The 15,243-nt window shown below is 73.4% G+C and carries 15 protein-coding genes; 7 read left to right on the plus strand and 8 right to left on the minus strand.

The window, feature by feature from the left end; translation table 11 throughout:
* Nucleotides 1–62 precede the first annotated feature (62 nt).
* The 3 genes from AB0L33_RS27260 to AB0L33_RS27270 all read left to right on the plus strand — a co-directional run bounded on the left by AB0L33_RS27260 (nt 63) and on the right by AB0L33_RS27270 (nt 3,886).
* Nucleotides 63–1,166, plus strand: coding sequence for a thiamine ABC transporter substrate-binding protein (locus tag AB0L33_RS27260; protein ID WP_365685627.1), 1,104 nt, complete (start codon nt 63–65; stop codon nt 1,164–1,166).
* An 86-nt stretch (nt 1,167–1,252) separates the two neighbouring features.
* A complete protein-coding gene (locus AB0L33_RS27265) occupies nt 1,253–2,857 on the plus strand; it encodes an iron ABC transporter permease (protein ID WP_365685711.1) in 1,605 nt (534 codons plus the stop codon).
* A 3-nt stretch (nt 2,858–2,860) separates the two neighbouring features.
* Nucleotides 2,861–3,886, plus strand: a complete 1,026-nt coding sequence (locus AB0L33_RS27270) for an ABC transporter ATP-binding protein (RefSeq protein ID WP_365685629.1) — start codon at nt 2,861–2,863, stop codon at nt 3,884–3,886.
* A 2-nt stretch (nt 3,887–3,888) separates the two neighbouring features.
* On the opposite strand, the gene AB0L33_RS27275 is transcribed toward AB0L33_RS27270, so the two are convergent.
* The 5 genes from AB0L33_RS27275 to AB0L33_RS27295 all read right to left on the minus strand — a co-directional run bounded on the left by AB0L33_RS27275 (nt 3,889) and on the right by AB0L33_RS27295 (nt 8,644).
* Complete coding sequence (locus AB0L33_RS27275) at nt 3,889–4,716, minus strand: hypothetical protein (RefSeq protein ID WP_365685631.1); 828 nt, start codon at nt 4,714–4,716, stop codon at nt 3,889–3,891.
* On the minus strand, nt 4,713–5,447 hold the full coding sequence (locus AB0L33_RS27280; protein WP_365685632.1) for a MerR family transcriptional regulator: 735 nt from the start codon (nt 5,445–5,447) through the stop codon (nt 4,713–4,715). Before AB0L33_RS27280 ends, AB0L33_RS27275 begins: the two co-directional genes overlap by 4 nt.
* Before the next feature lie 67 nt (nt 5,448–5,514).
* On the minus strand, nt 5,515–6,645 hold the full coding sequence (locus AB0L33_RS27285) for an LOG family protein (RefSeq protein ID WP_365685633.1): 1,131 nt from the start codon (nt 6,643–6,645) through the stop codon (nt 5,515–5,517).
* A gap of 98 nt (nt 6,646–6,743) precedes the next feature.
* Nucleotides 6,744–7,925 carry a hypothetical protein gene (locus tag AB0L33_RS27290; protein ID WP_365685635.1) on the minus strand — a complete coding sequence of 394 codons (1,182 nt, stop codon included), beginning with the start codon at nt 7,923–7,925 and terminating at the stop codon, nt 6,744–6,746.
* Nucleotides 7,907–8,644, minus strand: a complete 738-nt coding sequence (locus AB0L33_RS27295; RefSeq protein WP_365685637.1) for an ATP-binding cassette domain-containing protein — start codon at nt 8,642–8,644, stop codon at nt 7,907–7,909. The genes AB0L33_RS27290 and AB0L33_RS27295 overlap by 19 nt, the downstream gene beginning before the upstream one ends.
* 256 nt (nt 8,645–8,900) lie before the next feature.
* Here AB0L33_RS27295 and AB0L33_RS27300 point away from each other — a divergent pair, with 256 nt between their 5' ends.
* A complete protein-coding gene (locus tag AB0L33_RS27300; protein WP_365685639.1) occupies nt 8,901–10,340 on the plus strand; it encodes a gamma-aminobutyraldehyde dehydrogenase in 1,440 nt (479 codons plus the stop codon).
* Nucleotides 10,341–10,453: 113 nt separating this feature from the next.
* Entirely contained in the window at nt 10,454–11,026 is a 573-nt protein-coding gene (locus AB0L33_RS27305) for a hypothetical protein (RefSeq protein ID WP_365685640.1), read from the plus strand.
* Here AB0L33_RS27305 and AB0L33_RS27310 read toward each other — a convergent pair.
* On the minus strand, nt 11,011–11,712 hold the full coding sequence (locus AB0L33_RS27310) for a glycerophosphodiester phosphodiesterase (protein ID WP_365685642.1): 702 nt from the start codon (nt 11,710–11,712) through the stop codon (nt 11,011–11,013). The two genes, AB0L33_RS27305 and AB0L33_RS27310, sit on opposite strands and share 16 nt — an antisense overlap.
* A 24-nt stretch (nt 11,713–11,736) precedes the next feature.
* On the minus strand, nt 11,737–12,771 hold the full coding sequence (locus AB0L33_RS27315) for an adenosine deaminase (protein WP_365685643.1): 1,035 nt from the start codon (nt 12,769–12,771) through the stop codon (nt 11,737–11,739).
* 297 nt (nt 12,772–13,068) lie between these two features.
* Here AB0L33_RS27315 and AB0L33_RS27320 point away from each other — a divergent pair, with 297 nt between their 5' ends.
* Nucleotides 13,069–13,899 (plus strand): DUF4190 domain-containing protein, encoded by an 831-nt coding sequence (locus AB0L33_RS27320; protein ID WP_365685712.1) that lies wholly within the window; start codon nt 13,069–13,071, stop codon nt 13,897–13,899.
* Nucleotides 13,900–13,960: 61 nt separating this feature from the next.
* Here the strand turns inward: AB0L33_RS27320 and AB0L33_RS27325 are convergent, their stop codons facing one another.
* On the minus strand, nt 13,961–14,524 hold the full coding sequence (locus tag AB0L33_RS27325; RefSeq protein WP_365685713.1) for an NADAR family protein: 564 nt from the start codon (nt 14,522–14,524) through the stop codon (nt 13,961–13,963).
* A 167-nt stretch (nt 14,525–14,691) separates the two neighbouring features.
* On the opposite strand from AB0L33_RS27325, the gene AB0L33_RS27330 reads away from it, so the two are divergent.
* A complete protein-coding gene (locus AB0L33_RS27330; protein WP_365685644.1) occupies nt 14,692–15,150 on the plus strand; it encodes a hypothetical protein in 459 nt (152 codons plus the stop codon).
* Nucleotides 15,151–15,243 lie beyond the last annotated feature (93 nt).

Raw genomic sequence — 15,243 nt, forward strand, 5'->3', positions numbered from 1 at the left:
GGCTCCGGCCGGTGTGCGGGCGGGGCCGCGTCTCTTCCTGGTCACTCCAGGAGGAATCACACATGAGCACCACCAAGAAGGCCGCGGCGGCGGCCGTCGCCGCCGCGCTCGGCGTCACCGCGCTGGCCGGCTGCGGAAGTTCCGACGACCCGGCTTCCGGTTCCGGTTCCACCAAGGGCTCCGGTTCCAGGACCGTCACCCTCGTCAGCCACGACTCCTTCAACGCCTCCAAGGACGTGCTGAAGGAGTTCACCCGGGAGACCGGCTACACCGTCAAGGTCCTCAAGAGCGGCGACGCGGGCGCCGCCCTGAACCAGGAGATCCTGACCAAGGGCTCCCCGCGCGGCGACGTGTTCTTCGGCGTCGACAACACCCTGCTCTCGCGGGCCCTGGACAACGGCCTGTTCACCCCGTACGAGGCCAAGGGCCTGGACCGGGTCCCGGCCGACCTCCAGCTGGACGCGGACAAGCACCGGGTCACCCCGGTCGACACCGGCGACATCTGCGTCAACTACGACAAGAAGTACTTCGCCGACAAGAAGCTGGCGCCGCCGAAGACCTTCGCCGACCTGGCGAAGCCCGCGTACAAGGACCTGCTCGTCACCGAGAACGCCGCGACCTCCTCGCCCGGCCTCGGCTTCCTCCTCGGTACCGTCGCCACCTTCGGCGAGGACGGCTACCAGGACTACTGGAAGAAGCTGAAGGACAACGGCGTCAAGGTCGTGGACGGCTGGGAGCAGGCGTACAACGAGGAGTTCTCCGGCTCGGCCGGCGGCAAGAAGGCCAAGGCCGACCGCCCGCTCGTCGTCAGCTACGCCTCCAGCCCGCCCGTCGAGGTGCTGTACGCGGACCCGCGGCCGAAGACCGCGCCGACCGGGGTCGCCACCGGCACCTGCTTCCGCCAGATCGAGTTCGCCGGACTGCTGGACGGAGCGAAGAACGAGGCGGGCGGCAAGGCCCTGCTGGACTTCCTGATCGGGAAGAAGTTCCAGGAGGACATGCCGCTCACCATGTTCGTCAGCCCGGTCGCGAAGGACGCGAAGGTGCCCGAGCTCTTCACGGAGTTCGGTGCCACCGCCGAGAAGCCGGCGACCGTCGCCCCGGACGCCATCGCCAAGAACCGTGAGCAGTGGGTCCAGTCGTGGTCCTCGCTCGTAGTGAAGTAGCGAAGACTCCCGTACGCGGACCGGGCGCGCGCGGGAGATCCGCACGCGCCCGGGCCCGGCGCGGGGCCGCGGTGCGGCTCGGTCTGATGGCCGTGCCGGTCGCGTTCTTCGCCCTGTTCTTCGCCTATCCCGTCGCCGCGATCGTGGGCCGGGGGCTCAAGGCGGACGGCGTCTGGCAGTTCGGCCGGTTCGGCGAGGTGCTGGCCCGGCCGGAGATCCGCGACGTCCTGTGGTTCACGCTGTGGCAGGCTCTCGCCTCGACCGCGCTGACCCTGCTGATCGCGCTGCCGGGCGCTTATGTCTTCGCACGGTTCGACTTCCCCGGCAAGCAGGTCCTGCGGGCCGTCGTCACGGTGCCGTTCGTGCTGCCGACCGTGGTCGTGGGCACCGCCTTCCTCGCGCTGCTCGGACGCGGCGGGCTGCTGGACGAGTTGTGGGGCGTACGGCTCGACACCACGGTGTGGGCGATCCTGCTGGCGCACGTCTTCTTCAACTACGCGGTCGTCGTCCGCACCGTCGGAGGGCTCTGGGCGCAGCTCGACCCGCGCCAGGAGGAGGCCGCCCGGGTCCTTGGCGCGAGCCGGTTCACCGCGTGGCGGCGCGTCACGCTGCCCGCGCTCGCCCCGGCCGTGGCCGCCGCCGCCCTGATGGTCTTCCTCTTCACCTTCACCTCCTTCGGGGTCGTACAGATCCTCGGCGGGCCCGGCTTCTCCACGCTGGAGGTGGAGATCTACCGGCAGACCGCGCAGCTGCTCGCCCTGCCCACGGCCGCCGTGCTGACGCTCGTGCAGTTCGCCGCCGTCGGCGCGATCCTCGCCGTGCACGCCTGGACCGTACGCCGCAGGGAGCGCGCGCTGAAGCTGGTCGACCCGGCGATGACCGCGCGCAGGCCGCGGGGGGCCGGGCAGTGGACGCTGCTCGCCGGGGTCCTGCTGAGCGTGCTGCTGCTGGTCCTGCTGCCGCTCGCGGTGCTCGTGGAACGCTCGCTGGGCGGTTCCGGTTTCGCCTACTACCGCGCGTTGACCTCGGCGGACGCCAACAGCGGTACGTTCCTGGTCGCGCCGGTCGAGGCCATCGGGAACTCGCTGCGCTACGCCCTCGTCGCGACCGTGATCGCCCTGGTCGTCGGAGGGCTCGCCGCCGCCGCGCTCACCCGGCGGGCGGGCCGGCTCGTCCGGGGCTTCGACGCCCTGCTGATGCTGCCGCTCGGGGTCTCCGCCGTCACCGTGGGCTTCGGCTTCCTCATCACCCTGGACGAGCCGCCGCTGGACCTCCGTACGTCCTGGATCCTGGTGCCGCTCGCCCAGGCGCTGGTCGGCGTGCCCTTCGTCGTACGCACCATGCTGCCGGTGCTGCGAGCGGTGGACGCGCGGCTGCGCGAGGCGGCGGCGGTGCTCGGGGCCTCGCCGCTGCGGGCCTGGCGCGAGGTGGACTTCCCCCTCGTACGGCGGGCGCTGCTGGTCGCCGCCGGGTTCGCCTTCGCCGTGTCGCTGGGGGAGTTCGGCGCGACCGTGTTCATCGCGCGGCCCGACAACCCGACGCTGCCGGTGGCCGTGGCCCGGCTCCTCGGCCGGTCCGGGGACCTCAACTACGGGCAGGCCATGGCCCTCAGCACCGTACTGATGCTCGTGTGCGCGGTGTCGCTGCTGCTGCTCGAACGCATCCGCACCGACCGATCCGGGGAGTTCTGAAAGATGCTGACGCTCGAATCGGCCACCGTCCGCTTCGGTGACCGGGCCGCGCTCGACGGGGTCGACCTGGAGGTCGCCGACCACGAGACCGTCTGCGTCCTCGGGCCGAGCGGCAGCGGCAAGTCCACCCTGCTGCGCCTGGTCGCGGGCCTCCAGGAGCCGGACGGCGGCCGGGTCCTCCTCGACGGGACCGACCAGGACGGCATCCCGGTCCACCGGCGCGGCCTCGGCCTGATGTTCCAGGACCACCAGCTCTTCCCGCACCGGGACGTCGGCGCCAACGTCGCCTTCGGCCTGCGGATGCACGGCGTGGGCCGGGGCGAGCAGGACCGCCGGGTCGCCGAACTCCTCGACCTCGTGGGCCTCCCCGGCGCCGAACGCCGCGCCGTCGCCGCGCTCTCCGGCGGCGAGCAGCAGCGCGTCGCCCTGGCCCGGGCCCTCGCCCCCAGCCCCAGGCTGCTGATGCTCGACGAGCCGCTCGGCCAGCTCGACCGCAGCCTGCGCGAACGGCTCGTCGTGGAGCTGCGCGCCCTCTTCGGCCGCCTCGGCACCACCGTGCTCGCCGTCACCCACGACCAGGGCGAGGCGTTCGCGCTGGCCGACCGGGTCGTCGTGATGCGCGAGGGCCGCGTCGCCCAGGTGGGCACCCCGTTGCAGGTGTGGCAGCGCCCCGCCTCCGCCTTCGTGGCCCGGTTCCTGGGCTTCGACAACGTGGTCGAGGCGACCGTCGAGGGGGAAGCGGCGGACACCGACTGGGGCGAGGTGCCGGTGCCCGCGGGCTCACCGCAGGGAGCGTGCGATCTGCTGGTGCGGGCGGCCGGGGTCCGGATCGGCGGGCCGGAGAAGGGGCTGCGCTGCGTCGTGGACGCACGCACCTTCCGGGGCAGCCACGTCGCCGTGACCCTGCGCCCCGAGCGCGGTCCGGTGCTGGAGGCGGAGTGCTCGCTGCGCGGAACACCGGAGGAGGGCGAGCGCGTGGGCGTCACCTTCGACGCGTCGGAGTGCGTGGTGCTGCCGGCGCTGTTCTGAGGTCAGGCCGCCGGGCGGACCGCCCGGACCAGCGCGCGCGGGTCGTCGGCGTGGAAGCGGATGGTGTGGGCCCATTGCGTCGCGCCGAGCGGGCGGGTGAAGGCGAGCGACCGGTTCAGCCTCAGGGTCACCGACGTCTGGCTGCCCACGATCAGGTCGAGGACCCCGTCGTCGGAGAGGGTGATCAGGCGGCCTTCCGGGTAGCGCCGGTCGACCAGGGCCGAGGCGACCGCGTCCCGCGGCACGACGAGGTCGAACAGGGCTCCGTAACGGATGCGCAGAGAGCCGTCGGGACGCACGACGTGTGGCCGGGTGACGCAGGCGGCGTGCAGTGCCAGGACGAGCAGGACGCCGTACAGGTCGAGCACCAGGAACACCCGGTGGACCACCGGCCACGGGATGAGGAGGGCCAGGCCCACCGTCTCGACGGCCGTCACGAAGAGCAGCCCGTACATCATCGCGGTCTGCGGCCCGGTGTACGCGACGGCGAGATCCCCGGGGCGCACACCGTGGGCGCGGCGCAGGACCCACCGCCCCAGGGAGGCGAGGGCGCGCAGCTCGTGGCGGACCAGTCGGCGGACCGCCACCGGCACCGCCCGTTCCACGGCGGCCCGCCGCGCCGCCCGGGGGTCCGCGCCGCCCGCGCGCGCCTCGACGTACAGCGAGCGCAGCACCCGGGCCTCCAGGAGCAGCACGGCGAGCACCAGCGCCTCGACGCCCGCCATGGCCCACCCGGGCGGCCGGACCCCGGCGAGCAGGCAGATCCCCAGGGCCAGTTCCCCGGGCAGCACGGCGGCTGCGGCGACCCGTGCCGTCCGCACGCCGCTCATCCCCGGCCCCTCGCCATGAACGCCTCCATGAGCCGGCCCACGACCTCCGCCTGCGCGGGGGCGTACTCGGCGAGCATCGCCTCCTTGAGCCCGGTCACCACCACCCCGCCCGCGGGGATCGCGGCGAACAGCTCCTCGGGGACGGCCGCCATCAGATCGGCTGCCAGCGGGGCGATCCGCGGATCGTCGGCCGGGGCCTCGGCGAGCTCGTCCAGGCGCTCGTACAGTCCGATGACCGCGGGATCCGTGACCAGCGTTTCGAACAACGCGAAGATCTCCTGGGCACCGGTGCCGGGCGCGTCCATCAGCGTGAGGTAATCGCGGTCCTTGGCCGCGCTCGGCGAATCGGTCTCCGGGGCCTGTGCCAGCAGCGCGGCGAGGGCGGGCGAGACGGGACCGGTGGCGCCGGGCGGCTCGGCGAGCAGGGCGGCGAGGCGGCGACGGCGCTCCCGGATGGCTTCCTCCTGGCGGGCCAGGTCCGCGTCCAGCTCCTCCAGCACCTCGGCCAGCTCCCGCCCGGCGTCATCGGCGAGGACGTCACGCACCTCGTCGAGGCCGAGGCCGAGTTCGGTGAGGCGGCGCACCCGGGCGAGGAGCACGGCATCGCGGATGCCGTACGCCCGGTAGCCGTTGGGGCGCCGCTCCGGTTCCGGGAGCAGCCCGACGTGGTGGTAGTGCCGGATCGCCCGGGTGGTGAGCCCCACGAGCGCGGCGACCTCTCCGATTCGCATGCCGCCAGTAGAAACCCTGCCGCTGCGTCAAGGTCAAACGGCAGGGGCCGCGCACGGGACGCCGCGGTTACGCCCCCGACAGCCGCGCCAGCGCCTCCGGGGCCTCCTCCACCGTGTCGACCAGGGCGATGCGGGCCTCCATCCTCCGGCCGGACGCCAGCGTCCGCAGCAGGGGCCAGGCGGGAAGCTCGCGGGTCCAGTGGTCGTGGCCCACCAGCACCATCGGGACGGGTTCGCCGCGTGACTCGTAGTAGTTCGGGGTCACGCTGTCGAAGATCTCCTGGACCGTCCCGGCCGCGCCGGGCAGGAAGATCACGCCCGCGTTCGACCGGGCCAGCAGCCCGTCCTCGCGCAGCGCGTTGGTGAAGTACTTCGCGATGTGCCCGGCGAACGGATTCGGCGGCTCGTGGCCGTAGAACCAGGTCGGGATCGACACGGACGCGCCGCCGCCGGGCCAGCGCTCCCGTACCGCGAAGGCGGCCCGCGCCCAGTCGGTGACCGACGGGGTGAAGGACGGCACCGCGCCCAGCACCGCGCACGCCTCGTCCAGCATCGCGTCGTCGTGCGGCGCCGCGTACGCCCCCAGGTTGGCCGCCTCCATCGCGCCCGGGCCGCCCCCGGTCGCCACGGTGAGGCCGCGGCGGGCCAGGGTCCTGCCGAGCCGGGCCGCCGCCGCGTATCCCGCGCTGCCCCGGGGCGTCGCGTGGCCGCCCATCACTCCGGCCACCCGGGCCCCGGCGAGCACCTCCTCCAGCGCGTCCGAGATCGCGTCGTCGTGGAGCGCCCGGAGCATCGAGGCGAACGCGTCCCCGTCCGACCGGGTCCGCCGGAACCAGTCGTGGGCGAGGGCGTCCGGCGTGGCCGCGTAACCCTCCCGCGCGAGACCTTCGTAGAGCGCGTCGGGGGAGTAGAGCAGGCCCCGGTACGGGTTGAAGGGCAGGCCCGGGACCGGCGGGAAGACGAAGGCCCCGCCGGCCCTGACCTTCTCCTCGGGGCCGGGCTCCATCGGGCAGCCGAGGAACACGGCCCCGGCGGTGTCCGTGGCCAGCAGCTCCGCGCTCCGCTCCGTCAGGTCCACCGACTGCACGCGGCGCCCGGCCAGCGAACCGGCGGCCACCGCAGCGTCGAACTCGGCCAGTGACTCGATCTCGTCGCCATGGGCGCTCTGGTGCTCGTCCGGCCTCTCCACGCGGCTCATGCTACGAAACGCTCATCCGATACGGACGGGTGCCCGGAAACGCGAGGAACCGGCCGGGCGAGGGGCCCGGCCGGTCCGTTGGTCGCGTCGAGCCGCGCTCAGGGGGTCAGCGGCAGCGCGGCCAGTTCGGCGATCGCCCAGGTGAGCGGGGCGAAGAGGACCAGCAGCGCCACCGCGCGCAACGCCGTCGCCGCGCGCAGCGCCGAGGCCGGGGCCCCGAGCCGCAACAGCGCCCTGGCCGTCTCGGCCCGCGCCTGGCGGGCTTCCAACGCCGAGGTCAGCAGCGTCGCCGTGGTGCAGCCGACGACGAGCACCGCGCCCAGGGCCGTGAGCGGGCCGAACGGCCGGGGCCCGGACCCGTACAGCGCGAAGGCGGCGATGACCGCCGACACGACCGCGCAGACGATGCCGAGCGGGCGGCCGATCCGGCGCGCCTCGTCCATGAGGACCCGGCCCGCCAGCAGGCGTACGGCCCCGGGCCGGACCGTCTGGAGCAGCTTGCCGCACAGGTACGTCAGCCCCGGGCCCGCCGTGGCCAGGCCGATCGCCGTGAGCGTCCAGCCGACGAGCACCGCGGCCGGGGTGGAGTCCAGCTTGCCCGGGAGCGGGAAGGGGCTGCCGGCCGTGCCCCGGCTCGCGTACGCCTCGACGGCGAGACCGGCGGCGGTCAGGGCCACCCCCCAGGGCAGCCCGCCCGGCGGTGCGGCGGGGGCGGAGACCTCCTCGGCGGGCACCGGTTCGCCCCCGTCGTCCGTCTCGCGGGCCGCCCCCACGGGCCGCCCGCGCAGCGCCAGCGCACTGGCCGTCGCGGCCGCCACCGGCACCAGGGCCAGCAGGAGCAGCACGGCGGCGACGGGCAGCGACGCGTCCGCGCCGAGCAGGTCGGCGGCGGCACCGTCGAACGGCAGCCCGGACAGGTCGCCGCGCAGATGGAGGAAGAACAGCAGCGCCACCGCGGAGCCGAGGGTGCACGAGACGGCGGTGGAGACCGCGGCGAGCACACTGAGCTTCACCGGGCCGAGGCCCACGGCGGACAGCCCGCCGCGCGGCCGGGTGCTCGGGTCCGTACGGGCCACCGCGACGGCGAACTGCACGGTCGCCGCCAGCGGGACGAAGCACCACAGCAGCCGCAGCACCGCACCCGCCGAGTGCGGGTGCGCGGCGGTGTAGCCGAGGGTGCACAGAAGAAGGAAGCCGACCCCGGCGGAGGCGGCCGCGACCAGCAGCCGCCGCATCAGGACCAGCGGATGGGAACCGCGGGCTAGACGGAGAGCGAGCACGCCGCGCGCCCCTCCGGATCGGCTTCGGCGGGCAGCCCGACCGTGGAGACGCGGCGCCCGTCGAGCAGGGGCACGACACGGTCGGCGAGTGCGGCGATCTCGGCGTCGTGCGTGGCGAGCACCACCGTGATCCCGTGCGAGCGGGCGGCGCTGGTCAGGGTCCGCAGGACGTGCGTGCGGTCCGTGCGGTGCAGCGTCGCGGTCGGCTCGTCGGCGAAGATCACCGAGGGCCCGGCGGCCAGCGCGCGGGCCACGGCGATTCGCTGCCGCTGGCTCTGCTGGAGGGTGTGCGGGCGCTTCTTGGCGCACGGGCCGATGTCCAGGCGCTCCAGCCACTCCATGGCGGCCTTCCGGGCCTCCCGGTGCGAGGCGCCCCGCAGCAGGAGCGGCAGGGCGGTGTTCTCCCAGGTGTTCAGCTCCGGGACGAGCTGCGGCTCGGGCGCGATCCAGCCGAACTTGTCGCGGCGCAGCCGCTCGCGCAGCCTCGGCCCCATCGTGTGCACGGGCACGCTGTTGAACCAGACCTCGCCCTGCTCGGGCACCAGCTGGCCGGAGAGGCAGTGCAGCAGTGTCGTCTTGCCGCTGCCGCGCGGACCGGTCACCGCGAGGATCTCGCCGTCGCGGATGCCCAGGGAGACCCCGCCGAGCGCGGGTGAGCCGTTGTGGGAGTGCTGCAGGGAACGCGCCCAGATCACATCGTTGTCCGGCGGGGCCACCATGGCGTACACCTCGGTTCAGATCAGATATCCCGTCCCCCGTACGGGGGAACGAAGAGGGGGCCGATCGGTCACTCGGCACCGTAAGGATTCGGATCGCGGTGAGCGGACAGCACGCGGCCCGGGCCCGTCTCTTGCCACTCGATCGGCCGCATCCCAGCCGCTCCGGGAGGTGGAAGACGCCTTGCCCGGCACAGCACAACGGCGCCCGACTACGCTGGTCGTCTCACCCATTGGACATACACGAGGAGGGGTGGCCGTGACCGCCGAGGTACGCCGTCTGCGCAACTACATCAACGGGGAGTTCCGGGACGCCGCCGACGGGCGGACGATCGACGTGGTCAACCCGGTGACCGAGGAGGTCTACGCGACCTCGCCGCTCTCCGGCCCCGCCGACGTCGACGCCGCGATGGCCGCCGCCGCGGCCGCGTTTCCCGCCTGGCGGGACGCCACGCCGGCCGAACGCCAGCGCGCCCTGCTCAGGATCGCGGACGCGTTCGAGGAGCGGGCCGAGGACCTCATCGCCGCCGAGTCCGAGAACACCGGCAAGCCGATCGGGCTGACCCGCACCGAAGAGATCCCGCCGATGGTGGACCAGATCCGCTTCTTCGCGGGCGCCGCCCGGCTCCTGGAGGGGCGCTCGGCCGGTGAGTACATGGAGGGGCTGACCTCGATCGTGCGGCGCGAGCCGGTCGGCGTCTGCGCGCAGGTCGCGCCGTGGAACTACCCGATGATGATGGCCGTCTGGAAGTTCGCCCCGGCGCTCGCCGCGGGCAACACCGTCGTCATCAAGCCGTCCGACACGACGCCCGCCTCGACCGTGCTGATCGCCGAGATCATCGGGCAGATCCTGCCCAAGGGCGTCTTCAACGTCATCTGCGGCGACCGCGACACCGGCCGCGCGATGGTCGAGCACCGGACCCCGGCGATGGCCTCCATCACCGGCTCGGTGCGGGCCGGCATGCAGGTCGCCGAGTCGGCCGCCAAGGACGTCAAGCGGGTCCACCTGGAACTCGGCGGCAAGGCGCCCGTCGTCGTCTTCGAGGACACCGACATCGCCAAGGCCGTCGAGGACATCTCGGTCGCGGGCTACTTCAACGCCGGACAGGACTGCACGGCCGCCACGCGCGTGCTGGTCCACGAGTCCATCCACGACGAGTTCGTCACCGCGCTCGCCAAGGCCGCCGCCGACACGAAGACCGGCCTGCCGGACGACGAGGACGTGCTCTACGGCCCGCTCAACAACGCCAACCAGCTGGCCCAGGTCAGCGGCTTCATCGAGCGCCTTCCCGCCCATGCCCGGGTCGAGGCGGGCGGTCACCGGGTCGGTGACAAGGGCTACTTCTACGCCCCGACCGTCGTCTCCGGGCTGAAGCAGGACGACGAGATCATCCAGCACGAGGTCTTCGGCCCGGTCATCACCGTCCAGTCGTTCCGCGACGAGGCGCAGGCCGTGGAGTGGGCGAACGGCGTCGAGTACGCCCTGGCCTCCTCGGTGTGGACCAAGGACCACGCGCGCGCCATGCGGATGTCCAAGAACCTGGACTTCGGCTGCGTCTGGATCAACACCCACATCCCGCTGGTCGCCGAGATGCCGCACGGCGGCTTCAAGAAGTCCGGTTACGGCAAGGACCTCTCGGCCTACGGCTTCGAGGACTACACGCGCATCAAGCACGTGATGACGTCCATCGAGGGCTGAGCGACCCCTCCGCGGCCCCGTGCGGACCAGCCGGTTCGCACGGGGCCGCGGGCCTTCCGGCCCTGTGACGGAGCGGCGTAAAGAGCAGGTAAACGCGGGCGTACGCTGCGGACATGAGCGAGCGAAACGCCCTGCGGCGGCGCATACGCGTGTGGTTGGTCGTCTTCATCGTCTGTCTGGTCCTGAGCGGGCTGACCGCCTTCCCGCTCGTCCACGAACTGCGGTGGACCGAGGATCTGCTGAAGTCCTCGGCCTCTCCCGTCCCCGAGCACTTCCCCGGCCTGCTGGAGTGGATCACCCGCGTCCGCACCGGCCTCGACGAGGCGGACGCCCGCTATCCGTTCGTGCTGTACGGCACCGACTGGCTGGCCTTCGCCCATCTGGTCATCGCGGTCGCCTTCTACGGGCCCTTCCGCGACCCGGTCCGCAACATCTGGGTCATCGAGTTCGGCATGATCGCCTGCGCCGGGATCATCCCGCTCGCGCTGATCTGCGGCCCGATCCGCGACATCCCCTTCTGGTGGTCCGTCATCGACATGTCGTTCGGCGTCTTCGGGGTGATCCCGCTGCTGATCGTGCACCGACAGATCAAGCGCCTGGAGGCGCTGGAGGCCCTGGAGCGGGAGCCGGTGACCGTCCGACCGGGTTCTCCGTCCGCTACGGGGAAGGCTCACCGGTCCCCGTAGCGGTCGATCAGCTTGCGCAGCACGTCGATCCGGTTGGTGGTGACGGAGTCCACGCCGTGGCCGAGCAGCCGGCGCATCGTCCGGCCGGTGTCGGCGGTCCAGGCCGAGACCAGCAGCCCGTCGCGGTGGTTCCGGTCCGTCAGCTCCCGGCTGACCAGCCCGAACCGGTAGTTCAGCCAGCGCGGCCGGACCGCGTCGAGCAGCGCGGGGCGCGGCGGAGCGAGCGTCGTCCACGTCATCGCGATCTCCGCCGACGGGTCGGCCGCCCGCACCCGCAGCATCGCCTCGGGCCCCGCGCAGTAGTACACGCGCTCGCCGGCCCCGCACTCCCGCACCACGCCCACCGTGCGCTTCACCGACTCCGGTGTGGCGCCCGGGAGATCGATCATCACGCGGTGCGCGCCGACGGCGAGCAGCGCCTCGCGCAGCGTCGGCACCCCGCCCGCCGTCAGTTCGGTCAGCTCCTGGTGGCCGAGCCGGTCCAGCCGCAGGTCGTGGCCCCACAGCCGGTCCAGCGTGGCGTCGTGCAGCAGGACCGGCACCCCGTCCCGGGTGACCCGGACGTCGATCTCCACCGCGTCCGCCCCGCGTTCGAGCGCGGAGCGGATCGAGGAGAGGGTGTTCTCGCGGGCGCGGTACGGATCGCCGCGGTGCGCGACGGCGGTGACAGGCGTGGCGATGGGCATGCGGCCATTGTCACCGCCGGTGCGTCACCGTCCGGCGCGGGCCGCCCAGTTGGCGGTGTACGTGTCGATCTCGGCGGACAGCGCCCGCTTGCCGGCCGGGTCCAGGAAGGACGCCTCGACGGCGTTCTTCGCGAGCGCGGCCAGGCCGTGTTCGTCCAGGCCGAGGATGCGGGCGGCCACCGCGTACTCGTTGTTGAGGTCGGTACCGAACATGGGCGGGTCGTCGCTGTTGATCGTGACCAGCACCCCGGCCTGGACCATCTCGCGGACCGGGTGCTGCTCGATGTCCTTCACCGCCCGGGTCGCGATGTTGGACGTGGGGCAGACCTCCAGGGCGATGCGCCGCTCGGCGAGGTGGTCGAGGAGCTTGGGGTCGGCGACCGAGCTGGTGCCGTGGCCGATGCGCTCGGCGCGCAGCTCGGTCAGCGCGTCCCAGACGGTCTGCGGGCCCGTGGTCTCCCCGGCGTGCGGCACCGAGTGCAGGCCCTCGGCGATCGCCCGGTCGAAGTACGGCTTGAACTGCGGGCGGTCCACGCCGATCTCCGGGCCGCCGAGGCCGAACGACACGAGCCCCTCGGGCCGCAGGTCCACCGCGAGCCGGGTGGTCTCCTCGGCGGCCTCCAGACCGGCCTCACCGGGGATGTCGAAGCACCAGCGCAGCACGACGCCGAGCTCCCGCTCCGCCGCCTTGCGGGCGTCCTCGATCGCCTCCATGAACCCCTGCTCGGGAATGCCGCGCCGGGTCGAGGAGAACGGGGTGACCGTCAGCTCCGCGTACCGGATGTTCTGCCGGGCCATGTCCCGGGCGACCTCGTACGTCAGCAGCCGGACGTCCTCCGGGGTGCGGATCAGGTCCACGACCGACAGGTAGACGTCGATGAAGTGGGCGAAGTCGGTGAACGTGAAGTAGTCGGCCAGCGCCTCGGGGGCGGTGGGGACCTTGGAGTCGGGGTGGTGCGCGGCCAGCTCCGCGACGATGCGGGGGGAGGCCGAACCGACGTGGTGGACATGGAGCTCGGCCTTGGGCAGCCCCGCGATGAAGGGGTGCAGGTCGGTCATCGGGGCCTCCGTGGGCGTGGAGTGTGACGGGCCCCGGTCGTGGGGCGACCGGGGCGGGGGACGGGAGTCATCGTAGGACGGGCCCGTAGCATGACCGCATCACGATGGGGGAGGCCCATGTCGGACAACACAGGTCAGCCCGCGGACGGGGCCGCGCCGATCGATCCCTGGGCACCGCCGGAGCGGCGCACGCCCCGCGGCAACCAGGCGCCTCCGGGCGGCCCCGAGCCCTCGGACGGCCCGGCGTCCCCGGGCGACACCGAGCCCTCGGACCGCCCGGTGCCTTCGGGCGGCCGTGTGCCCCTGGGCAAGAAGCCCGGCGCCGGGAGCCCCGGCCCCGACGCCCCGGCCGGCGCCGGACCCGGGGACGGAATACCCGCCGACGGCATATCGGGTGGCCCGCGACCGCCCGCCGTGCACGACCAGCGGACGGTCACCTCCATGCCGGGCCCCGGCACGGGACCGGTCCCGACCCCCGGCGCCGGCACACCACAGACCGGGCCCGCCGGATGGGCCGCCCCCGGAACGCCCGGAGCCCACGGAGCCGTGTCCCCGCCCCCCGTCGGGCCGAACGGCCCCGGCCAGGCCGGACCACCGGCCCAGGACGGCTTCCCGGGCGCCCAGCCGCAGTACGGCTACCCCGGCCCGCAGACCCCCGGCTACGGCTGTCCGGGCGCACAGCCCTCGCAGTTCGGCTATCCCGCGGGGCAGGCGCCGCAGTACGGCTACCCGGGCTACCCCGGTTACGGAAACCCCTGGGGAGGCCCGGCGCCCGCCAACGGGATGGGCATCGCCGCCCTGGTGCTCGGCATCATCGCGACGGCCGGCTTCTGCATGTACGGCGTGGGTATCATCCTGGGCGTCCTCGCGCTGATCTTCGGCATCATCGGCCGCGGCCGCGCCCAGCGGGGCGAGGCCGACAACGGGGGAGTGGCGCTGGCCGGGATCATCCTCGGCTCCGTCGGGATCGTCGTCAGCGCCGCCTTCCTCGGCTTCTTCATCTGGCTCGTGACCAACGACAAGTTCGATGACGAGGACAGCGGGTCCGACTACGAGCCCGCGCCCGTCTCCCTCGTGGCCGAGGCGCGCGAGCAACCGCCGCTGGGCCACTTCTCCGTACGGGCCTGAGCGGACCCGGACCACGGCTCGCGGGGCGGCGGAGGACGCCTCCGCCGCCCCGCGAGCCGTCTCACAGGGACCGGGCCCGCAGCTCCTCCCGGGCCGCCATCAGCGCGAACCCCAGCAGATTGAGCCCGCGCCACTGTGCCGGGTCCTGGGCGCGCGGGTCGTCCGCGGCGAGCCCGATGCCCCAGATCCGGTCCAGAGGGCTCGCCTCCACCAGCACCCGGTCTCCGGTGCCGAGCAGGAACGCGCCCAGCGCCGCGTCCTGGCCGAACTTGTGCACGCTGCCCGCCACCACCAGGCCGTACCGCTCACGTTCCCAGACGGCGTCGTCGAAGCCCCGGACCAGCCGGCCGGTCTTCTTCGCCTCGGCGGGGCTCTTCGCCGCCAGCGCCCGCTCCGCCGCCTCGGCGTCACCGAACAGCCGGGCCTTGCCGGCCATCATCCAGTGCTCCGCCGACGCGTAGGTCACGCCGTCGACAGTGAACGGCGAGGGCCACCACTGGCTGAGGCAGCTCGCGCCGATGGTGCCGTCCGGGCGCGGCCGGTGCCCCCAGAAGTGCAGGTACTTCACCCGCTCGCCGCGACCGGTCAGCTCGATCAGTTCTTCGACGCCGCGCACGTCCCCCATGTGTTCCATGCTCCGGAGTCTGCCACCCGCCACTGACAACGGGCCCACGTGATCCGGATCACTACCAATGAGTAGCCGAACCCGCGTCATGAACCGGGCCGGGCCCGCTCTCTCCCGTGAACGCGCCCGCCGTCCGGCCGGCGCGACACGGACTACGGAGGCGGGCCATGAAGGGCTCGGAGGTCAGGGCAGCGGTCGAGTGGCTGGCGTCGGCGGCACCCGACCCGGTCGCCTGCCGGTGGGACTGGGAGCGCGATCCGCGGGGGATCGCGCTCCTGCCCGCCGGCCGGCGCTGGGACGTGCTGATCCTGCCGGGGCGGCTGGGCTATCCCACGCTCGACGTGCTCACCCGGCTCATCGACCGGCCGGGGCCGGTCCTCGCGGACTTCGGCGAGTCCCGGATGGGGTTCTTCGTCCCGCCGGGCACCGTCGCCCGCTGGGTCGGCACGGGCATCCGGGGAGCCGGGCGCGGCACCTGGATCGTCGTTCCGCACCCGGGCCGCGCGGCCGGAAAGGTGCGCTGGCTCGTCCCGCCCGACGGCTCGGGCACCCTCACCGACGCCACGCTCCTGGAGCTCGCGATGCACGAGGCGGCGGCCGGCCCGGCGAACGGTGAGGAGGGCTGACGCTGCCAGAGGTCTTGACAACCCGATTGGTCTGGACCATGTTGTGCGCGCCGCACCAATTCCCCGCGCCGCATCAATTCCCCCCTGTACGGA

It is taken from the genome of Streptomyces sp. NPDC052299 (assembly GCF_040679335.1).
GTDB lineage: Bacteria > Actinomycetota > Actinomycetes > Streptomycetales > Streptomycetaceae > Streptomyces.

Excerpts from the sequence above, each read along its gene's own strand:
- AB0L33_RS27310 (WP_365685642.1), bottom strand. The coding sequence starts at position 11,712 with ATGCCCATCGCCACGCCTGTCACCGCCGTCGCGCACCGCGGCGATCCG.
- AB0L33_RS27275 (WP_365685631.1), bottom strand. The coding sequence starts at position 4,716 with ATGAGCGGCGTGCGGACGGCACGGGTCGCCGCAGCCGCCGTGCTGCCC.
- AB0L33_RS27295 (WP_365685637.1), bottom strand. The coding sequence starts at position 8,644 with ATGGTGGCCCCGCCGGACAACGATGTGATCTGGGCGCGTTCCCTGCAG.
- AB0L33_RS27280 (WP_365685632.1), bottom strand. The coding sequence starts at position 5,447 with ATGCGAATCGGAGAGGTCGCCGCGCTCGTGGGGCTCACCACCCGGGCG.
- AB0L33_RS27270 (WP_365685629.1), top strand. The coding sequence starts at position 2,861 with ATGCTGACGCTCGAATCGGCCACCGTCCGCTTCGGTGACCGGGCCGCG.
- AB0L33_RS27330 (WP_365685644.1), top strand. The coding sequence starts at position 14,692 with ATGAAGGGCTCGGAGGTCAGGGCAGCGGTCGAGTGGCTGGCGTCGGCG.
- AB0L33_RS27325 (WP_365685713.1), bottom strand. The coding sequence starts at position 14,524 with ATGGGGGACGTGCGCGGCGTCGAAGAACTGATCGAGCTGACCGGTCGC.
- AB0L33_RS27265 (WP_365685711.1), top strand. The coding sequence starts at position 1,253 with ATGGCCGTGCCGGTCGCGTTCTTCGCCCTGTTCTTCGCCTATCCCGTC.
- AB0L33_RS27315 (WP_365685643.1), bottom strand. The coding sequence starts at position 12,771 with ATGACCGACCTGCACCCCTTCATCGCGGGGCTGCCCAAGGCCGAGCTC.
- AB0L33_RS27305 (WP_365685640.1), top strand. The coding sequence starts at position 10,454 with ATGAGCGAGCGAAACGCCCTGCGGCGGCGCATACGCGTGTGGTTGGTC.
- AB0L33_RS27260 (WP_365685627.1), top strand. The coding sequence starts at position 63 with ATGAGCACCACCAAGAAGGCCGCGGCGGCGGCCGTCGCCGCCGCGCTC.
- AB0L33_RS27285 (WP_365685633.1), bottom strand. The coding sequence starts at position 6,645 with ATGAGCCGCGTGGAGAGGCCGGACGAGCACCAGAGCGCCCATGGCGAC.